Source organism: Bacillus sp. FCW2 (assembly GCF_021228595.1).
Classification (GTDB): Bacteria; Bacillota; Bacilli; order Bacillales; family Bacillaceae; genus Bacillus; species Bacillus velezensis.
The window spans coordinates 2,154,712-2,174,458 of sequence record NZ_CP089436.1 but is presented as its reverse complement, the minus strand read 5'-3'; the positions used below and the strand labels follow the sequence as shown (position 1 = coordinate 2,174,458).

General features: G+C 47.6%; 18 protein-coding genes. 7 read left to right on the top strand and 11 right to left on the bottom strand.

Annotated elements, in window-relative coordinates; all coding sequences use genetic code 11:
* Window positions 1-16 precede the first annotated feature (16 nt).
* The 3 genes from iolC to iolA form a co-directional block, all read right to left on the bottom strand.
* Window positions 17-1,009 (bottom strand): 5-dehydro-2-deoxygluconokinase, encoded by a 993-nt coding sequence (gene iolC, locus K3G25_RS11045; RefSeq protein ID WP_029972986.1) that lies wholly within the window; start codon window positions 1,007-1,009, stop codon window positions 17-19.
* Window positions 1,010-1,032: 23 nt separating this feature from the next.
* On the bottom strand, window positions 1,033-1,848 hold the full coding sequence (iolB, locus tag K3G25_RS11040; RefSeq protein WP_014419294.1) for a 5-deoxy-glucuronate isomerase: 816 nt from the start codon (window positions 1,846-1,848) through the stop codon (window positions 1,033-1,035).
* Window positions 1,849-1,921: 73 nt separating this feature from the next.
* The gene (gene iolA, locus K3G25_RS11035) at window positions 1,922-3,385 is read right to left on the bottom strand and encodes a methylmalonate-semialdehyde dehydrogenase (RefSeq protein WP_029972987.1); all 1,464 of its coding nucleotides are present in this window, start codon (window positions 3,383-3,385) and stop codon (window positions 1,922-1,924) included.
* A 444-nt stretch (window positions 3,386-3,829) separates the two neighbouring features.
* On the opposite strand from iolA, the gene K3G25_RS11030 reads away from it, so the two are divergent.
* The 3 genes from K3G25_RS11030 (at window position 3,830) to K3G25_RS11020 (ending at window position 7,104) form a co-directional block, all read left to right on the top strand.
* The gene (locus K3G25_RS11030; RefSeq protein WP_007614879.1) at window positions 3,830-4,585 is read left to right on the top strand and encodes a DeoR/GlpR family DNA-binding transcription regulator; all 756 of its coding nucleotides are present in this window, start codon (window positions 3,830-3,832) and stop codon (window positions 4,583-4,585) included.
* Window positions 4,586-4,662: 77 nt separating this feature from the next.
* Window positions 4,663-5,595 (top strand): aldo/keto reductase, encoded by a 933-nt coding sequence (locus K3G25_RS11025; RefSeq protein ID WP_007407843.1) that lies wholly within the window; start codon window positions 4,663-4,665, stop codon window positions 5,593-5,595.
* A gap of 120 nt (window positions 5,596-5,715) precedes the next feature.
* The gene (locus K3G25_RS11020) at window positions 5,716-7,104 is read left to right on the top strand and encodes a sugar porter family MFS transporter (protein ID WP_232489301.1); all 1,389 of its coding nucleotides are present in this window, start codon (window positions 5,716-5,718) and stop codon (window positions 7,102-7,104) included.
* A gap of 42 nt (window positions 7,105-7,146) precedes the next feature.
* Here the strand turns inward: K3G25_RS11020 and htpG are convergent, their stop codons facing one another.
* Together htpG and K3G25_RS11010 are read right to left on the bottom strand one after the other, a co-directional pair.
* Complete coding sequence (htpG, locus tag K3G25_RS11015) at window positions 7,147-9,027, bottom strand: molecular chaperone HtpG (RefSeq protein ID WP_007614881.1); 1,881 nt, start codon at window positions 9,025-9,027, stop codon at window positions 7,147-7,149.
* Window positions 9,028-9,198: 171 nt separating this feature from the next.
* Window positions 9,199-9,447 (bottom strand): hypothetical protein, encoded by a 249-nt coding sequence (locus tag K3G25_RS11010; RefSeq protein ID WP_014306134.1) that lies wholly within the window; start codon window positions 9,445-9,447, stop codon window positions 9,199-9,201.
* Between the two features lie 126 nt (window positions 9,448-9,573).
* Between K3G25_RS11010 and K3G25_RS11005 the strand changes: the two genes are divergently transcribed.
* Entirely contained in the window at window positions 9,574-10,395 is an 822-nt protein-coding gene (locus K3G25_RS11005) for an SDR family oxidoreductase (protein ID WP_021494664.1), read from the top strand.
* 56 nt (window positions 10,396-10,451) lie between these two features.
* Here the strand turns inward: K3G25_RS11005 and K3G25_RS11000 are convergent, their stop codons facing one another.
* The 4 genes from K3G25_RS11000 to K3G25_RS10985 all read right to left on the bottom strand — a co-directional run bounded on the left by K3G25_RS11000 (window position 10,452) and on the right by K3G25_RS10985 (window position 14,754).
* Window positions 10,452-11,051: a response regulator transcription factor gene (locus K3G25_RS11000; protein ID WP_007407848.1), complete on the bottom strand. Its 600-nt coding sequence runs from the start codon at window positions 11,049-11,051 to the stop codon at window positions 10,452-10,454.
* A complete protein-coding gene (locus tag K3G25_RS10995) occupies window positions 11,048-12,184 on the bottom strand; it encodes a sensor histidine kinase (RefSeq protein ID WP_021494663.1) in 1,137 nt (378 codons plus the stop codon). The genes K3G25_RS11000 and K3G25_RS10995 overlap by 4 nt, the downstream gene beginning before the upstream one ends.
* A gap of 118 nt (window positions 12,185-12,302) precedes the next feature.
* Entirely contained in the window at window positions 12,303-13,352 is a 1,050-nt protein-coding gene (locus K3G25_RS10990) for a Delta(5) desaturase DesA (RefSeq protein WP_174532735.1), read from the bottom strand.
* Window positions 13,353-13,596: 244 nt separating this feature from the next.
* Entirely contained in the window at window positions 13,597-14,754 is a 1,158-nt protein-coding gene (locus tag K3G25_RS10985; RefSeq protein ID WP_007614892.1) for a TetR/AcrR family transcriptional regulator, read from the bottom strand.
* Window positions 14,755-14,895: 141 nt separating this feature from the next.
* Between K3G25_RS10985 and K3G25_RS10980 the strand changes: the two genes are divergently transcribed.
* Window positions 14,896-16,233: an aldehyde dehydrogenase family protein gene (locus tag K3G25_RS10980; protein WP_094296176.1), complete on the top strand. Its 1,338-nt coding sequence runs from the start codon at window positions 14,896-14,898 to the stop codon at window positions 16,231-16,233.
* 37 nt (window positions 16,234-16,270) lie between these two features.
* Here the strand turns inward: K3G25_RS10980 and K3G25_RS10975 are convergent, their stop codons facing one another.
* Both K3G25_RS10975 and K3G25_RS10970 read right to left on the bottom strand, forming a co-directional pair.
* Complete coding sequence (locus tag K3G25_RS10975) at window positions 16,271-17,491, bottom strand: outer membrane protein assembly factor BamB family protein (protein WP_099722006.1); 1,221 nt, start codon at window positions 17,489-17,491, stop codon at window positions 16,271-16,273.
* A 130-nt stretch (window positions 17,492-17,621) separates the two neighbouring features.
* Window positions 17,622-18,041 (bottom strand): DUF5391 family protein, encoded by a 420-nt coding sequence (locus tag K3G25_RS10970; protein ID WP_029972995.1) that lies wholly within the window; start codon window positions 18,039-18,041, stop codon window positions 17,622-17,624.
* Window positions 18,042-18,183: 142 nt separating this feature from the next.
* On the opposite strand from K3G25_RS10970, the gene K3G25_RS10965 reads away from it, so the two are divergent.
* Complete coding sequence (locus K3G25_RS10965) at window positions 18,184-18,495, top strand: ArsR/SmtB family transcription factor (RefSeq protein ID WP_014471266.1); 312 nt, start codon at window positions 18,184-18,186, stop codon at window positions 18,493-18,495.
* A 77-nt stretch (window positions 18,496-18,572) separates the two neighbouring features.
* A complete protein-coding gene (locus K3G25_RS10960) occupies window positions 18,573-19,739 on the top strand; it encodes an MFS transporter (RefSeq protein WP_029972996.1) in 1,167 nt (388 codons plus the stop codon).
* The last annotated feature ends 8 nt before the right edge of the window (window positions 19,740-19,747 follow it).

Here is a 19,747-nt window from a genome sequence, read left to right as displayed (position 1 = left end):
CCACCTTTTATACGTTCTATTTACCGTTAAGACTGTGCTGCGCTTCAATCAGTTCGATGATTTCACCGGCAGCCGGCATTGCTTCTGAGGAGCTGTGTTTGCTGACGACGATGGAAGCGGAAGCGCTCCCGTATTTTAAAGCCGTTTCAATATCCCGGCCGCTGACAAGTCCGTAGATGAAGGCTGACGCATAGGAATCACCCGCACCGAAGGTCTTCAGCACCTTTGTTTTATAGGCGTGCGCCCGGAAAACTTCTCCCGATCTGCTGTATGCGTATGATCCGTCAACGCCGTGCTTAATGACGACAAGGTCAGCAGAGTGCGCAAACAAATGGCGGACGGTTTCATCGTTATCTCCGCCGCTGCGGTTTTCCATTACGTCAAATTCATCACGCGTACCGATGACGATATCAGATTGTTCCGCCGCCAGCGTGTAGTACACGGCTGTTTCTTCTGCCGATTGCCATGTATACGGACGGTAGTCGAGCTCAAACACGACTTTTACGTCATGTTTTTTTGCGATATGCACCGCTTTTAAGACGGCTTCGCGCGACGGGCTTTTCGCAAGCGCCGTGCCTGACACCAGCAGCATTTTCGCGTTTGCGATGTAACCTTCATTGACTTCGGACGGCTCAAGATACAAATCCGCCACGTCATCCCGGTACATCAGAATGCTGCACTCTTCGGGACTGAGAATTTCCGTAAAAGCGAGCCCGGCTTTGCGCCCTTCTCTGTCAACGGTCATTTGTGACGTATCAACGCCCTTTCCCTGCATATAAGAAACGATGAATCTGCCGTGCTGATCATCCGGGATTTTGCCGATAAAACCGGCTTTTAATCCGAGCTTGGCGCTGCCGATCGCAATATTTGCCGGGGAGCCTCCGACATATTTAGAAAACGTCATCGTTTCTTCCATCGGCCGGTTGTATTCCGCCGCGTTCAAATCAATACACGCGCGCCCGATCGCGACAATATCAAACTCTTTTTCTTCATTAAATGTATATTTCATCGTTATCTGCCACTCCTCACTTGTTAGCGTTCCAGGATCCATTCATGGGCCGGATCATTATGAAACTTCCATTTTCGTGTCGGTCCCGCCATTACATTCAGGTAGTAAGAGGTATACCCGTCCGGAACACCAACCGGGTGATAGCCCGCCGGCACGATGACAACGTTTTCATTTTCTGCGGTCATCGTCTCGTCAATCGAGCGGTCGTCCGTGTACACACGCTGGAAGACAAACCCCTGCGGCGGGTCCGTTTCATGGTAATAGGTTTCTTCTAAAAAGGATTCAGCCGGCAGATTGTCTTGGTCATGTTTATGAGGCGGGTAGCTCGACCAGTTGCCGCTGTCCGTGTAAACTTCAACAACGAGAAGGCTGTTTGCCGATGGATCTGAATCGGGGAGAATATTATGAACGGTTCGTTTGTTTGCCAGCTTGCCGCGATGTTCCACACCGTTGTCTTCCGCTTTAATCAGCTTTGTCGGAAGCTGGTGTTCGGACGGAGAATAGCACAGCGCGACCCTCGCCCCGCTGACGGCTGTGATTCCAAAAGAGCGGTCATTGGACACATAAACGCTGTCCGTCGGTTTTCTTTCAAATACGCTTTCACGGGTGCCGATGCTTTCAAATGTCTGATCATAATCAGTGACGGTGATTTTTCCCGTTACCGCAACGATGCAGCACTCCGTCTTTTTCAAATCTTCTGTATATGCGGAACCGGGAGTGAGGTCAACGACTTTAAATCCGACGTATTTGAGATCTGAATTGGCTGAAGTGACGTCATGTATGATGTTCACACCTTGAGAAATCTCATCGGCCTGCGGTTTGCGCAGCAAATGACTCATGTTTATTCCTCCTTAATTGATGGTAAAAGAAAACCCGGACGGAATCACAAAGCCGTCCGGGCCGGCTGTCAGATCAATTGAAGTCAGGAGACGGGTATCGTGCCGTCACGACTTTTTTACGTGTATAGAAGTCGACGCTGTCTTTTCCGTTTGCGTGCAATGTGCCGAAGAAAGAAGACTTCCAGCCAGAGAACGGGAAGAATGCCATCGGCGCCGGCACGCCAAGGTTGATGCCGAGCATCCCCGCGTCAATATTCTCACGGAAGTAGCGGATCGCGTGCGCATTTGAAGTGAACAGACACGCGCCGTTCGCAAATTCAGACTGGTTGGCGATGTCCACCGCTTCTTTTAAGTTTTTCACGCGGATGACCGACAGAACGGGCGCAAAGATTTCATCTTTCCAAATCGTCATATCCGTCGTCACGTTGTCAAAAATCGTCGGTCCGACGAAATAGCCGTCTTCCGTTGCGTTTTCACGCCCGTCACAAAGAAGTCTCGCTCCTTCTTCGATGCCTTTTTCAATATAGCTGTGCGTGCGTTTTTTGTTGTCCTCGCGGATGACCGGGCCTAAGAACACGCCGTCATCCAGTCCGTTTCCGATCTTGATGTCCGCTGCTTTTTCCTGTAATTTCGCCATAAACTCATCAGCGATTCCCTCTTCAACCGTCACAACCGCGCATGCCATGCACCGCTCTCCTGCCGAACCGAATGCCGCACCGATAATGTTTGTCACCGTATCTTCAAGGTGGGCGTCATTTAACACGATCGTATGGTTTTTCGCGCCCGTTAACGCCTGCACGCGTTTCAAATGTTCGCTGCCTTTTTTGAAAACATACTCGCCGACAGGTTTTGAACCGACGAATGAGATGGCTTTAATCTCCGGATGTTCAAGAACACCGTTTACGACGTCATGCGCGCCGTGCACGACATTGAAGACGCCCTTCGGCAGACCGGCCTGTTCAAACAGCTCTGCCAGTTTTTCCGTTAACAGCGGCGTGCGCTCAGACGGCTTCAGAATGAACGTGTTTCCTAATGAAATCGCCATCGGGAACATCCAGCACGGAACCATCATCGGGAAGTTGAACGGTGCGATACCGCCGACCACCCCGATCGGATAGCGGTAATTCGCCGCCTCTACATCCGTCGCAATAGAGGCGAGTGAATCGCCCATCATGAGTGACGGCGCGCCCGCTGCGAATTCGACGTTTTCAATTCCGCGTCCCACTTCACCGAGTGCTTCCGTCGTGTTTTTACCGTTTTCCAAAGTGATCAGACGGGCAAGCTCTTCTTTGTTCTGCTGGAGAAGCTGCTGATAGTTAAATAGAATTCTCGCACGGCGCGGCACTGCCGTCTTTGACCATGTTTGAAAAGCCTCTGACGCTGAGCGGACGGCGTATTCCACATCCTCCCGCGTAGAAATCGGAACCTGGCACATCACTTCTTTTGTAGCCGGATTGACAACGTCTTCATATTGATCTGTCTTACTTTCAACCCATTCACCATTGATGTAGTTTTTCAGTTTTCTGATCTCTGCCATTCTCATTGCCTCCTTAAATAGTAAACATCCTGTTCAGCTGGGTAATAACGGATGAATATATTCATCTTTTACATATAAAAGACATGAATTAAACGCTTACAAATGCTAAAATGATGGTGACTCCCAATCTTCCCATGTAAAAGTTGGTCATGTACCGGAAAAAGCAAACGGTTACATCTTTCACTTTTGATTTTACAGGTTATATTTTGGTCATTTCTTGGTTACATTGTAAGCCCAACACATCTTCAAGTCAATCTAAAAAATCAAAATTTTTTCATTATTTTTATCATACTTTTTTTGATCGGGAAAACAGGAACTTGGAGAACCGTGTCGAATCGTACGGTGTGAACCCTCTTTTTTATCATTTGTTAAGTAACTATTGATTAACTTCTGGTGTTTATTATATATTTTAATTACTTTAAGAATTCTAGAAGGAGTTTTTTTATGAAACTGATGCGGATTCAGGAGATGGAAGAATACATTCTCAAACACGGAGCCACTTCGCTGGATGAGCTGTGCGAGGTATTCAATGTCTCTAAAAACACGGTCAGACGCGATATTAATAAGCTTGCGGAAAAAGGGGTTATCAAAAAGGTGTACGGCGGCGTGACATCAGCCGAAAAATCTGTGCTCGTCCCTTTTGAGAACCGCACCATTCAACATCAGGATGAAAAAATCAAAATCGCCCGCTATGCGTCACGGTTTATCGAGGATCACGATCTTGTATTTATTGATTCCGGCACGACGACCAAATCGATGCTGGAGACGCTTGATCCCGATAAGAATGTAACGGTTTTGACGAACAGCCTTGATATTATTAACGCGGCTTCATCCATGAAAAATATCGACCTGATCATCATCGGCAATAACTACAAACGGAAGACAAGGTCGTTTGTCGGCATTGATGATCCGAGCACACTCAATAAATACAACATTAACAAGGCGTTCATGTCCGCTACCGGGACAACGATCACCCACGGCCTGACGAATTCCGACTTACTGGAATACGAGGTGAAAAAGAGAATTTCCGAAAAGGCGAACGAAGTGTATCTGCTCGCGGATCATTCCAAATTCGGCAAATCCACGCTTTTGACATACGCGCCTTTCGACCGGCTTCACAGCATCGTCACTTCTCAGCAGCTGGATGAGGAATATACGAAGTATTGCCAAGAGCATCAAATCGACATTCACTTGGCATAGCGTTATAGTTAATAGAGAACGCTGCCGTATTTTTCCGGCAGTCGCTATGATATCCAATTTTTTCAGGGGGCGAAAACATGAGCAAAGTAACAATCGGCAAAACTGACCTAAAGGTATTTCCGATCGGTTTGGGAACAAATGCGGTCGGCGGACACAATCTCTATCCGAATCTGAATGAAGAAACGGGAAAAGAATTGGTCCGGGAAGCGATTAAAAGCGGCGTTACCATGTTAGATACCGCCTATATTTACGGTGTGGGCCGTTCTGAAGAATTAATCGGCGAGGTGCTGAAAGAATGCAACCGCGAGGATGTCTTCATCGCCACAAAAGCCGCTCACAGAAAAGAAGGCGATGACTTTGTTTTCGACAACTCACCGGCCTTTTTGAAACAATCGGTCGAAGACAGCCTGAAACGCCTGCAGACTGATTACATCGATTTATTCTACATCCATTTCCCGGATGAGCACACGCCGAAGGACGAAGCCGTTCAAGCATTGAATGAGCTGAAAAAAGAAGGAAAAATCCGTTCCATCGGCGTATCCAATTTCTCTTTGGAACAGCTGAAAGAAGCCAATAAAGACGGCTTAGTCGACGTGATTCAAGGAGAATACAACCTGCTGAACCGTGAGGCGGAAAAGACTTTCTTCCCTTATACGACAGAACACGGCATCTCATTCATTCCGTACTTCCCGCTCGTATCCGGACTGCTGGCCGGCAAATACGACGAGAACACAACCTTCCCTGAAGGCGACCTGCGCAATGATCAGGCGCATTTCCAAGGGGAGCAGTTTAAAGAAAACATCAAAAAAGTCAACCAGCTCAAACCGATTGCCGAAAAGCACAATGCCGATACGGCGCATATCGTGCTTGCCTGGTACTTGGCGAGACCTGAAATCGATATCCTGATTCCGGGCGCCAAACGCGCGGATCAATTAAAAGACAACATGAAAGCAGCCTCCATTACGCTATCTGCTGAAGAAATCGCGTTTATCGACAAGCTGTTTTCCTAAGAAAAAAAACACGCCTTTTAAAGGGGCGTGTTTTTTTTATGTTTATATTTTTCTCTTCGGGGAATGAAATAGTTATCTAAATAAACTATTATGCGTTCCAAAAGATGAGGAGGATCATCTGTGAAGAAAAACACCAAAAAATACCTGATTTACTTTTTCGGAGCATTAGGCGGGCTGCTTTACGGCTATGATACCGGTGTGATTTCAGGGGCTTTGTTATTTATTAACAATGATATTCCTTTAAACACGCTGACCGAGGGATTGGTCGTCAGCATGCTGCTGCTCGGTGCGATTTTCGGGTCCGCCTTAAGCGGGACATGCTCTGACCGATGGGGCCGGAGAAAAGTGGTTTTCGTCCTTTCACTCATTTTTATTATCGGCGCGCTTGCGTGTGCGGCTTCGCAAACCGTCACCATGCTGATTATCTCCCGTGTCATTCTCGGGTTAGCCGTCGGCGGCTCAACGGCACTGGTTCCCGTTTATCTATCTGAGATGGCGCCGACAAAAATACGCGGAACGCTCGGCACATTGAATAACTTAATGATTGTAACCGGAATTTTACTCGCATATATTGTGAATTACATATTCACCCCGTTTGAAGCTTGGCGCTGGATGGTCGGTCTCGCGGCAGTACCGGCGGCGCTTTTATTAATCGGAATCGCGTTTATGCCGGAATCTCCGAGATGGCTCGTCAAACGCGGCCGTGAGCAGGAAGCCAGACAAGTCATGGAAATGACGCACGACAAAAAGGATATCGCCGTTGAATTGGCGGAAATGAAACAAGGAGAAGCCGAGAAAAAAGAATCTACGCTCGGCTTGCTGAAAGCAAAATGGATCCGCCCTATGCTGCTGATCGGGATCGGCCTCGCCATCTTCCAGCAGGCGGTCGGTATCAACACGGTGATTTACTATGCGCCGACCATCTTTACAAAGGCAGGACTCGGCACTTCGGCGTCCGTTCTCGGCACGATGGGCATCGGTGTCTTAAACGTCATCATGTGTATCACCGCCATGATCTTAATTGACCGGATCGGCCGGAAAAAACTGCTGATGTGGGGAAGTGTCGGCATTACCTTGAGCCTGGCGTCACTATCAGCCATTCTCCTTCTGGCCGGCCTGTCAGCTTCAACGGCATGGCTGACCGTGCTGTTTCTCGGCATCTATATCGTTTTCTACCAGGCGACATGGGGTCCCGTCGTATGGGTTCTGATGCCGGAGCTGTTCCCATCAAACGCACGCGGAGCCGCAACCGGATTTACGACATTGATTCTGTCGGCAACCAACCTGATCGTTTCACTGGTATTCCCGCTTATGCTGAGCGCCATGGGCATCGGCTGGGTATTCGGAATATTCTCAGTCATTTGCCTCTCATCCTTCTTCTTCGCCGCTTACATCGTTCCCGAAACGAAGGGCAGAAGTTTAGAAGAAATCGAAACGCACTTGAAAAAACGGTTCTCCTTAAAGAAGCGCAGCAAACAAAATCAAATTCTTAAACAGCGCACACTGTAATAAAAAAAGGAATCGCCCCCGCCGGGCGATTCCTTTTTAGCGTCATACCATGACTTTGCAGATGTCATTCGTAAACTCGACCGGATCATGGATCGGCAGCCCTTCAATCAGAAGCGCCTGATTGTACAGCAGGTTTGTGTATAATGCCAGCTTTTCCCGATCTTGTCCGTGCGCGTTCTTTAACGTCTCAAACACTTCGTGGTTCGGGTTGATTTCCAGCACTTTTTCCGCTTTGACCTGCTGGCTGTCAGGCATGGCATTCAACACTTTTTCCATTTCGATCGTCACTTCGCCGTCTGTCGCAAAGCAGACCGGATGGGATTTTAAACGTTTCGATGCTCTGACGTTCTTTACTTTATCTGCAAGAATCTCTTTCATGCTTTCGAACAGGTCTTTATATTCGTTTTCTTCGGCTTCAGTCTGCTTTTCATCTTCGTCACTGTCGATGCCTAAATCGGCGCTGGATACGGATTTGAACTCTTTTTCCTCATAGCTTGTCAGCATTTTGATCGCGAATTCATCAATATCTTCCGTGAAATATAAAATCTCGTAGCCTTTGTCCGCCACCATTTCAGTTTGCGGCAGCTTTTCAATCCGCTCATATGAATCACCGGACGCGTAATAGATATATTTTTGATCCTCAGGCATTCTGGACACATATTCGTCCAGAGTGACGAGCTTTTTCTCCTTAGATGAATAGAAGAGAAGCAGATCTTTTAATACGTCTTTATTCGCGCCGAAATCATTATAGACGCCGAATTTCAGCTGTCTGCCGAAAGATTCATAGAAAGATTCGTATTTTTCCCTTTTGTTCTTCAGCAGGCTCTTCAGCTCTGCTTTGATTTTTTTATTGATGTTTTTCGCAATCAGCTTCAGCTGGCGGTCGTGCTGCAGCATCTCTCTGGAAATGTTCAGCGACAGATCCTCAGAATCCACCATGCCTTTTACAAAGCTGAAATGGTCCGGCAGCAGGTCGGCGCATTTGTTCATGATCAGCACGCCGTTGGAATACAGCTCCAATCCTTTTTCGAATTCCTTCGTATAATAGTCAAACGGCATGTTTTCCGGAATAAACAAAATCGAATTGTAGCGCACCGCTCCATCGACGCTGATATGCACGTGGGTCAGCGGTTTATCAAAGCCGTAATGCTTCTCGGCGTAAAAAGCCTCGTAATCCTCATCCGTCAGCTCGCTTTTGTTTTTTCTCCAGATCGGCACCATGCTGTTGACCGTCTGTTCTTCCTGAACTTCTTCAAATTCGTTCTCGCTGCCCTCTTTCGGCTTGTTGACCGTCTCTTCCATTTTGATCGGGTAGCGGATAAAATCAGAGTACTTTTTCACGATCGCTTTGATGCGGTAGTTTTCTAAAAACTCATCATAGCTTTCATCTTCTGTGTTTTCTTTTATTTTCAAGGTGATTTCCGTACCGACGGTTTCCTTGTCACACGGCGCGATCGTGTAGCCGGCAGCCCCTTCCGACTCCCACACATACGCCTCGTCACTGCCGAGCGCTTTACTTTTCACCGTGACTTTATCAGCCACCATAAACGCCGCATAAAATCCGACGCCGAACTGGCCGATAATGTCATGGCCGTCTTTCGAGTCATTTTCTTGCTTGAAAGCGAGTGAACCGCTTTTCGCAATCGTGCCGAGATGCTGTTCAAGCTCGTCTTTTGTCATCCCGATACCGGTGTCTGTGACGGTGAGCGTTCTCGCTTCTTTGTCCGCCGTCACTTTTATGTAGTAATTGTCTTGATCAAACGTTAATGAATCATCGGTTAACGCCTTGTAATAGATTTTGTCAATCGCATCGCTCGCGTTGGAAATTAACTCGCGGAGAAAAATTTCCTTCTGCGTGTAAATGGAGTTAATCATCATGTCCAGCAATCGCTTGGATTCTGCTTTAAACTTTTTTTTCCGCACTTCAGATCTCTCCTTTAATTATGCTTTGATGTTATGTAAAATCTTTTCAGCATCTATTTATCATATACAGTGACAATTGTCAACTAGCATTAGCAGATGCATATATTGTAAATTTAACATGTTAATGGATTCATTTCACCCATTTTATCAATAAAAAAGAGAGAATGTTGATCATCCTCTCCTCTCTGCTTCTTTCCGGCGGCCGAATTCCTTCTTCATCCATATGTATGACGGGTAGAAAAACAAACTAAATAAGATAAGAGATCCCAAGTTTCGCAAAGACTCATGCAGAACATTTCTTACAGTGAGAGGAAATGTGATGTCCTGAAATAGAATAGAGATAACGGTGTAAATCACAAATCCCATAGGAACAATGGCATAACAATAAAACGCTATCTCCTTCTTATGCTGTATCTTCAAAATATGCAAACCTCCAATGATGTATATACATAATATTAACATATTTAATAGGTATTTAGAAACAGACCTCCGTATGTTTATCCCCCTATTCAGCGGGAACAGATATAAAAAAGGAGGAATCGCAATATGGGAAGATTAACAGACAAAACCGCAATCATCACAGGGGCCGCGACAGGCATCGGACAAGCGACGGCACGGATTTTCGCCGATGAAGGCGCCCGCGTGATCTGCGGTGACATCAATGAAAGCGAACTGAATGAAACCGTCAGCGCCATCAGAAAAAACGGTGGAGAAGCAGAAGCCTTTCACCTTGATGTATCAGACGAAGAAAACGTAAAGTCTTTTGCAGACGGCATTCAACGAAAGTACGGAACAATTGATATTCTGTTTAACAATGCCGGTGTTGACCAAGAGGGCGGAAAAGTCCATGAATACCCGGTCGACCTGTTTGACCGGATCATCGCCGTCGATCTGCGCGGCACATTTCTGTGCAGCAAATACCTGATTCCGCTCATGCTCGAAAAAGGAGGCTCCATCATCAACACCTCCTCCATGTCCGGCCGGGCCGCAGACCTTGACCGCTCAGGCTATAACGCCGCAAAAGGCGGAATCACGAACCTGACGAGAGCGATGGCCATTGATTACGCCAGAAGCGGAATCCGCGTCAATTCCTTATCGCCGGGGACGATTGAAACGCCGCTCATTGATAAATTGGCAGGCACGACAGAAGACGAAATGGGCGAAGCGTTCCGTGAAGCCAACAAATGGATCACGCCGCTCGGCCGGCTCGGAAAACCGGAAGAAATGGCAGCCGTCGCGCTCTTCCTCGCTTCAGACGACAGCTCTTACGTAACGGGAGAAGACATCACCGCAGACGGCGGCATCATGGCATACACTTGGCCGGGAAAAATGCTGATTGATAAGAAGTGGAAGGAAGAGACGGAGTGACGGTGAAAAAGAAACAAGCCAGTGCAAAAACACTGGCTGAACAAGCTGAGGGCGGGTTACTTAAACCAGCCCTTTTCCTTTGATCGGGTAATGGCTTCAATTCGATTTTTCACTTCTAGTTTATCCAGGATCATCGAAACGTAATTGCGGACTGTGCCGCTTTTGATGCTGAGGGCGTTGGCGATTTCTTTCGTGTTTTTTCCGTCTGCGACAAGCTCGAGCACCTCTTTTTCCCGTTCGGTCAGCGGGTTTTCTTCACTATAGATGTCCTCCATTAATTCAGGTGCGTAGACGCGTCTTCCTTTCATGACGCTGCGGATGGCGCTGACGAGCTCATCGCTCGGGCTGTCCTTGAGCATGTACCCGCTGACGCCTGCTTTTAGCGCCCGCTGAAAATAGCCGGAGCGGGCAAAGGTCGTCAAAATGATGATTTTCACACCGCTGTCCTTGAGTTCTTCTGCCGCTTCAAGACCTGATTTCCCGGGCATTTCGATATCCATCAGACAGATGTCGGGCGCATGTTTTTCCACGAAATCGATGGCATCCTGGCCGCTTGTGCCTTTGCCGACAACCGTCATATCCTCTTCTAAATTCAACAGCGAACCGAGTGCACCGAGCAGCATTTGCTGATCCTCGGCAATGAAGATGTTGATCATCTGCTACCATCCTTTTCTTTTGATTTTGAATCATTCGGGATTCTCATGGTCAGCTTTGTTCCGGCGGCTGTATCGATGGCTAAACTGCCGTTTGCGAATTCAAGACGTTCCCTCATTCCAAGCAGGCCGTGCCCCTTTGAAAAAAAGCGGTCTTCTTTGCATTGAAAGCTGCCGTCATCTTCTACCGTAATGACAACCTCTTTCCAAAGCTGCTGAATGGTGATGCGGCATACTTTGGCGCCGCTGTGTTTCACGACATTGGTGACGGCTTCTTTTATGCACATGCTGACGATGTTTTCGTTCAGCAAAGAGATATGTTTGGGCGCTTCTTTTTCTTCATACACAAATTCAATTCCTGCCGCTTCAAGAATTTGCCGAACATTGCTGAGCTCATCCTTCAATCGGATGCCTTTCATCGACGAGACGATTTGTCTGACCTCATTTAAGGAGGTGCGGGCCGTCTGCTGCACGCTTTTCAGCTCAGTGCGGGCCTGTTCAGGGTCCTTATATATCAGCTTTCGGGCGAGGTCGCTTTTCAGTCCGATTAAGGAGAGCTTTTGTCCAAGTGTATCGTGAAGGTCCCGGGCGATGCGCTGCCTTTCTTCCAGCTTCACAAGATCGGCGATTCGTTCATTTGCATATTCTAATTTCTCCTCAAGGCGCTCTCTTGCCTTTCTGCTTCGAATGGTGAGCGGGAGCAGGATGGCACTGATCAGTGTAATGACGATAAACGGAATTTGTGTCAAAAACCACCCTTTTTTCAGAACAAGACTGAAGTTGACGGCAACCGCCGCACTGATGATATGAATGTAATATAAGATGTAAAAAGGAACTTTGTCTCGGATATGGCCGATGAAGTAGGCGATAAAGAAGGCGAAATAAATATAGCTGAACAGCATAACTGAGCCGGTCGAAATGCCGATCAGAAGAAGTGCCCATAAGTAAAGTGGCCAGCCTTTTGCAACAAATGCAAAGCGGTATGCGCCAAAGAAAACAAGTGTGAAAATGATGCCGGCCACGATGACAAAGGTAGAAGAGCTTTTAAAAATAAAATAAAAAGGCAAGATGAAAAAAATCGTCCATATATAAGGAGAAATCCCATTCAGTTTTTGAAATTTAAAATACTTCTTCATCTTTGTTCCACCTTCTACTGCTTGTGTCTACCATCACTTTATCAAAACACCGCCTTCATTGCATCCTCACGCATGAAGAGAAGGCCCTTTCTGATAAGAGAAAGAGCCGCGCGCCATATCAGGCATTTTTCTTTAAAGGTTCTTTCGGTACCGGATGGGGTGCCGGTTTTTTCCGCGCCTCCCGAAAGGTGACAAATTGCTTTTCGTCCTCATCCCACAGACGGAATTTCATGGATTCAAGACTTGTTTTAAGCGTAATGGTCGGTACGTTTTTTAAAGGCTCGTGCCCCTCATGAGCGGCTTCCAGCTTGTAGTTCGGCACTTTCGGGCTTAAGTGGTGGACATGATGGTAGCCGATGTTGCCTGTCAGCCATTGCAAAAGCTTCGGAAGCTTGTAAAAGGAGCTTCCTTCTACCGCGGCCTGCACATAATCCCAATGCTCATCGGCTTCAAAATAAGAATCCTCAAACGTGTGCTGAACATAAAAGAGCCAGACGCCGATTGACCCCGAAATAAGGAAAATCGGACCCTGAACAAGCAAAAAGTTTTCCCAGCCGACAAGCAGGCACGTCGCAGCAGCCAATAAGACAATCGCCGCGTTCGTGAAATAGGTGTTCCAGCGCTCCTTGCGGCGGGCGCCTTTTACATTGAAACGGTTTTTAATCAGAAATACGTAAATCGGGCCGAGAATAAACATAATAAACGGATTGCGATAAAGTCTGTAGCGTATTTTTGTCCAAGCTGACGCTTCGTTGTATTCCTTGACGGTCATCATCCAAATATCGCCGGTGCCCCGTTTATCTAAGTTGCTGCTCGTCGCATGATGGATGGAGTGGCTGCGCTGCCATTGAAGGAACGGAAACAGTGTCAGCACACCTGAAATAAACCCGAACAGCCGGTTCAGCTTCTTTTGTTTGAAAAAGGATTGATGGCAGCAGTCGTGGAAAATAATAAAGATTCTTGTCAAAAATCCCGCTGCTATAACAGTAAAGGCGAGGGTCAGAAGATAGGAGACATTGAGGCTGAAGTAAGCAAGAAACCAAAGGGCAAAAAACGGCACAAACGTGTTGAAAAGCTGAATGACACTATGCTTTGTATCGGCGCCGGAAAATGCGGCAACCTGCTTTTTTAAAGACGCTTGTTTTTGAGTTGCGGCGTGATTGATCATGAATGTCATGTCCCTTCTTTTTCATTATGATCCCAAGTATAACGGGGCGCCAGACGCTTTTGTAGTAGCAGCCATCATGCCTCGAATATGACATTTGTCATGTTTGGCGGCAGAATGCTGATCAGGCATCATATGGAAGGTATCTTTTTTATAAGAGATAAAGCCGGACACTTCATATCGGCACTTCTCAAAGAAAACAGCAAAAAAGAACCCCGCCTGTTTTCGGAGTTCTTTTTCATCATCCTCACAGCAAAATCACCCGATACTTCTTCACATCCAAAAACTGCAGAAACTCCCGGGCCAGCATGTCCGGCGCGTGGTCTTTTCCTTCATGAAGACGATATTGAATCAAGCCGACGAGCATGGACGCGACATAGTATGCATAGAGCTTTTTCCCCGCCTGAATGTGCAGAGGCTGATGAAGATAAAACGATTGCAGCGCTCTGAACATTTCCGGGATGACGTCAGGCACTCCCGAACCCTCTCTCAGAAAATGAACGAGCGGCAGGCCATCCGACAGTGCGGAAAAGAGACGGACGAGCGCGGCTTCCGCTTCTTCCATGGAGCAATCGGCAGGCTCTCCTTTTACCGTCAATAATCCGATCAGATCCCGGCATGATTGATGGATGATCGTTTTCAGCAATGCTTCTTTGTTGGCGTAATGGTCATAAAAAGTGGCACGGCGGAGGTTGCTTTGACGGGCAATATCGGAAATCGTAATCGCCGCGTACTCTTTTTTTTCCGCCATTAAGCCGATCATGGCTTCTTGCAAGGCCTGCCTCGTCCGGGTCACCCGGCGGTCGGCGGGCTTTTTTTCTTCTTGTTCCGGCACCCGGCGGCCGAACAGCCAGTAAAACCGTTTTTGAGAAATCAAATCCCACACCTGTCCGCTGATCGCTTCCGGGGATGCCCCGGGCTCCTCATTCAGCCAGTACAACACAATGGCATACGTGTATAAAGCGCGGTAATGAATGTACATATCCTGTTCAGTCGGTGAGAAATCCGCATTGACCGGTGACAGCAGCACATCATGCCGGAACACATCTTTTAAAAAAGCATGAAAGTGAAAATACGGCATTTTATGACGGTCCATCATCGTTTGAAAAAACTCCCGGTGCCGGTCAACAAAAGACAGGGTCGGATGCACTTTTTGCCATCCGCCATGTAAATGAAGCACATCTTTATTCTTCAGCGAATCATACAGCGCTTCGCTCAGCCCGTCTTTCATTTCTTCCTCTATATCCTCTAAAATCGCATATTTATCTTCGTAATAAAGGTACAGTGTCCCCCGGCTCACATGCGCCCGTTCGGCGATGTCCTTCATGGTCACACGGCGGATATCCCGCTCTCCAAGCATGGCCAAAAGCGCTTGTTTGATGTCAGTTGTCACAGAATCCGGCATAAGAGACACTCCCTTCATTAGACAGATCACCGCAATTTGTACGGTAACGTATAGATGTGTTTACGCTGTCTTTGCCGCAAAAACACATCACATTATAATAGGCCCTGAAGAAACAAAAAAGCAACCAGAGGAGGAAGACCGATGGATCAGCATATAAAAGCAGACATCAAACGCGTCTTTGAGCTTCAGAAAAAAAATCAAAAAACGCTGCGTGCTTTAACAGCCGGGCAGCGCAGAGAAAAGCTTCAGCGCTTTTTAGATGCCGTCACCGCACATGAAGAAGAAATCATCGAGGCGATCAGACGGGACGTCCGCAAGCCTTATCATGAGGTGAAAAGAGCGGAAACGCAGGGAACGATCAAGGCGATTAAAGATAATATGAACAATCTCGACACCTGGATGGCGCCGAAACGCGTCGGCTCATCCGTCAGCCCCGACGCTGACGGCGTATTAATGTACGAGCCAAAAGGCCTTACCTTAATTCTCGGCCCATGGAATTATCCGTTTATGCTGACGATGGCTCCGCTTGCGGCTGCCATTGCGGCCGGCAACAGCGCGATTGTGAAGCTGTCCGATTTTACGATGGAGACGAGCCATATCGCCGCGACAGTTATTCGCGAGGCATTTCACGAAGAAGAAGTCGCCATTTTTGAAGGTGAGGTCGATGTCGCCACAGAACTGCTCGACCAGCCGTTTGACCACATTTTCTTCACCGGAAGCACGAATGTCGGTAAAATCGTCATGACGGCAGCGGCGAAGCACTTGTCGTCCGTCACGCTTGAGCTTGGCGGAAAAAGCCCGACGATCATCGACAGCGGCTATGATTTGATGGACGCGGCAAAAAAAATCGCCGTCGGCAAATTTGTCAATGCGGGGCAAACATGTATCGCACCTGACTATCTCCTTATGAAGAAAGAAGTGCAGAGCACCTTTACAGATCTCCTGCAAACCATTGTCAATGCAGGTTTTATGGAGGATGATCATACGGTTGACCGCAATAAATTCACGCAAATTGTCAACGACCGCAACTTTAACCGTGTCAAAGCCCTGTATGATGATGCCATTGAAAAAGGAGCGAAAACGGCGTTCGGCGGCGTATTCGATGCGCATGACCGCACGATTTCTCCGACCGTGCTGACAAACGTCACGCCTGATATGAAGATCATGCAAGAAGAAATCTTCGCACCGATTCTGCCGATTATGAATTACGAAGATATCAGTGAAGCCGTTGATTACATCACTGAACGGGACAAGCCGCTTGCCTTGTATGTATTCAGCCATAATCAGGAGCTGATCGATTATGTTCTGCAGCATACGACGTCCGGCAATGCTTCTGTCAATGATGTCGTCGTTCATTTCACTGACGTCAACCTTCCGTTCGGCGGTGTCAATACGAGCGGGATCGGTTCATATCACGGTGTGTACGGCTTTAAAGAATTCTCTCATGAAAAAGGCGTATTTATTCAAGCCTCTAAATAAAAAAAGAATCCGCGCAGATGACGCGGATTCTTTTTTATTATTTTTTTGCTCCGAATGCGAGCAGTTTCGTATAAGTGCCGACATAGAGCGTGCCGTCTTCAGCCAGAACCGGGGAGGAAATGACATTGCTGTCTGTTTGATAGCGCCATTTTTCATTACCGTCAGCGTCAACCGCATAGACGTTTTTATCGTCAGAACCGAAGTACACATTGCCGTCCGCATCAATCAGCGGCGCCGTTCTCACAGGCCCGTCCGTATAGAAAGACCAGTTCATATTGCCGGTTTTGCTGATGGAAAACAGCTCGCCGCTTCCGGAACCGATATACACATTGCCGTTATGGTCGATCGCTAATGAAGAGCTGGAGAAACCGTTTAACGGGAACGTCCACTTTACAGCACCTGTTGATGTATAGGCGTATAAGTTGCCGTCCTGGTTTCCGGCGTAAACGGTGCCGTCTCTATCAATAACCGGATAGCCTTTAAACCCGTTGGACGTCGTTTTTGACCATTTCACTTGGCCCGTTCCGGAATTGATCGCGTAAAAGATATTATTGTACGTTGCCGTATACAGCGTGCCGTTTGACGCTAACACGGGAGCGGAGCCGACCACGCCGTTTGTTTTAAACTTCCACTTTTGCGTCCATGTCGAAGGCGACGTCGGTTTAATCGCATAGATATAGTTATCCAGCGTCGATACATACAGCGTGCCGTCAGAGCCGATAGCCGCATCGGAACTAGGCGCTCCGCTCAGCGGAACCGATGTTAAAATGTTTCCGGTTTCTTTGTCGATGAAATATAGTTTTTTATCGTGAGAAGGAAGATAAATGACACCGTTTGTTCCGAGCACCGGAGTCAGCGTATAGGTCGTCCCGATGTTTTCCGTCACCCATTTCACAGTACCGTCCGGATGATACGCCGTCAGCTTCCCGTCTTTTGATTGAATAAATACGGTGCCGTCCCCGTCAACCGCGGCTCCCGCACCGTTTTGAGGGGTGGCCGGAACATTCTTTTCCCATTTTAATGCGCCATCGGCAGTGCTTGTAAACCGGCTTTCTCTTGACCAGTTGAACATCGTCGGAGACATCGCCTGCGCGTCATACCGTCCCGCCAAGAAACCGGATGCCGCATGATTTTGTTTAAATACCGTTTCCGCAGCTTGAACAGCCGCCGGATGCAGCCATTTTGCCCCCGGCAGATCAGAAACCGCTCCCACAGATAAAGCCGCAGCAACCGCAGCGCCGGCCGCCAATGTTTTCATTCGCAATGAAGCTGTCTTTTTTTTCAATGTCAGTTCCTCCCGTTTCTATTAAAAGCTGCTATATCACTTTGATCATACCATAATTAACCTATGAAATATTTGTATTTTCAGTAGATTTATAGAACAAATGTCACATAGCCTGCTGATGCTTCGGGGATGATCGAAACGCGGCAATATACCACACCACATTGACGATGAAAGCCGCGCCTGACCAAACGAGAAGGCCGTAATAAAGAGACAGCTCCTGCCCTAAGGAAATTGCGGTCAATAACGTCACCAACAAGACAGCCGCGCAAATGATAAACCCGATTCCGCAAAAAACGGCCATGATGATTTTCATGACACGAATACCGAGAATATACATAATGAGCGGGACCGCATATATAACAAGGATCTGGCCGACGGCGGCCCACATGCCCGCGGAATTAAAACGATTCGCGTTCGGCCCCGTTTCCGCAAGCGGAGAAAGCGAGACGAGGACCGGCAATAAACAAAACAGCAGAGCGGAAAGCAAGGTCACCGCAACCGTACCTTTTTTCTTTTGATTCATGTGAATATCCTCCTGACAATAACCCGGCTTTTTTACCGGTAATCTGATAATATGTTATATTTTAGCACGATTTTTACTTAATTTGAGAATGTTTTGTCAAAAACGAATTTACAAATCCAGAAAAATAGATATAATAAACGTTATGGAACCGATATTGATTCATAAAGCGTTATCTAACAAAACACGAAGTGATATTATGACGTGGCTTAAACACCCGGAGGACCATTTTGATGAAAAACCTTACCTTGAGCAGGGACTCAGTTTCCGCACCGGAATTTGCGTCGGTGATATTCAGGCAAAGTCGGGGCTTGCGCAGTCCGTCATCTCCAGCTACCTGCTGACCATGCAAAAAGCCGGCCTGCTGGAATCCGAACGAATCGGAAAATGGACCTATTACAGAAGGAATGAAAAACAAATTAAAGCCTTTGCTGACTATGTTCAGCACCAGCTATAACCATGAAAGGAGGTTTTTTTTGTTCTGACATATCTATTTTTCTGTATATGTAGTTATAAAAGGAGGCATACATAACAATGAAAAAAAGCAGCTCCATCTTCATTCTGTTTTTGGCATTAGGGGTTTTCGGAATTATCACGACTGAAATGGGCATTATCGGCGTTCTTCCACAAGTGGCGGACAGATTTCATATTTCTGCTTCAAAAGCGGGGTGGCTTGTCAGCATTTTCGCGTTCATCGTTGCTGTGTCGGGACCGTTTTTAACCTTGCTTGCTTCAGGTATAAACCGGAAATACATTCTGCTTTTGGCGGTGCTGATGTTTGCCGTTTCAAATGCGGTCTACGCGTATACGGCGCATTTCAGTGTCATGCTGGCGTTTCGGATCATTCCGGCTTTATGCCACCCGGTGTTCTTTTCTGTAGCGCTTGCGGCCGCGGCCCGGCTTGTCCCCGCCGGCCAATCCGGAAAAGCCGTAACGAAAGTCTTTTCAGGCATCACCGCCGGCTTTGCGTTCGGCGTGCCTTTCACGTCTTATCTGGCGGATCGTCTCTCCCTTGAATCAGCATTCCTATTCGGCGCTATCATCAGTCTTATCGCATTCACAGGTATTCTTCTCTTTTTGCCATCCATGCCGGTCACAGAAAACATGTCTTTCAGAAGCCAGCTCGGCATCCTTCGCAAGCCGGTCTTGTGGCTTAATATCGCTGCCGTCACCTGTCTCTTTGCGGCCATGTTTTCTGTCTACAGCTATTTTGCGGAGTACCTCGGACGGGTGTCCCATATGAACGGCACATGGGTCAGCTTCATGCTGATGAGCTTCGGAGTGATTATGATAGCCGGGAATTTCGTCTTCGGCGCTTTGTTATATAAAAATATGAAAAAGACCGTCATCCTGTTTCCGCTTCTTTATACAGCCGCCTACTTGCTCATATACGGGTTTGGGACGTCTTTCGCGCCGATGGCCGTCCTCGTCTTCGTATGGGGCGCCGTTCATTCCGGCGGGCTCATTGTCAGCCAGACATGGCTTACTGCGGAAGCAAAGGAGGCCCCCGAATTCGGCAACAGCCTGTTTGTCTCTTTTTCCAACCTCGGCATCACCATCGGAACGGCGGCGGGCGGCTGGTTTATTTCCCATTTGGGAATCCATCAGCTGATGTGGTGCGGCATCATGTTTGCCCTTCTGGCTTTCGGGCTGATCATGGGACGCTTGGCATGGGGAAAGAGGCTGCTCGCAGAAGCTTAAGCTCCGTT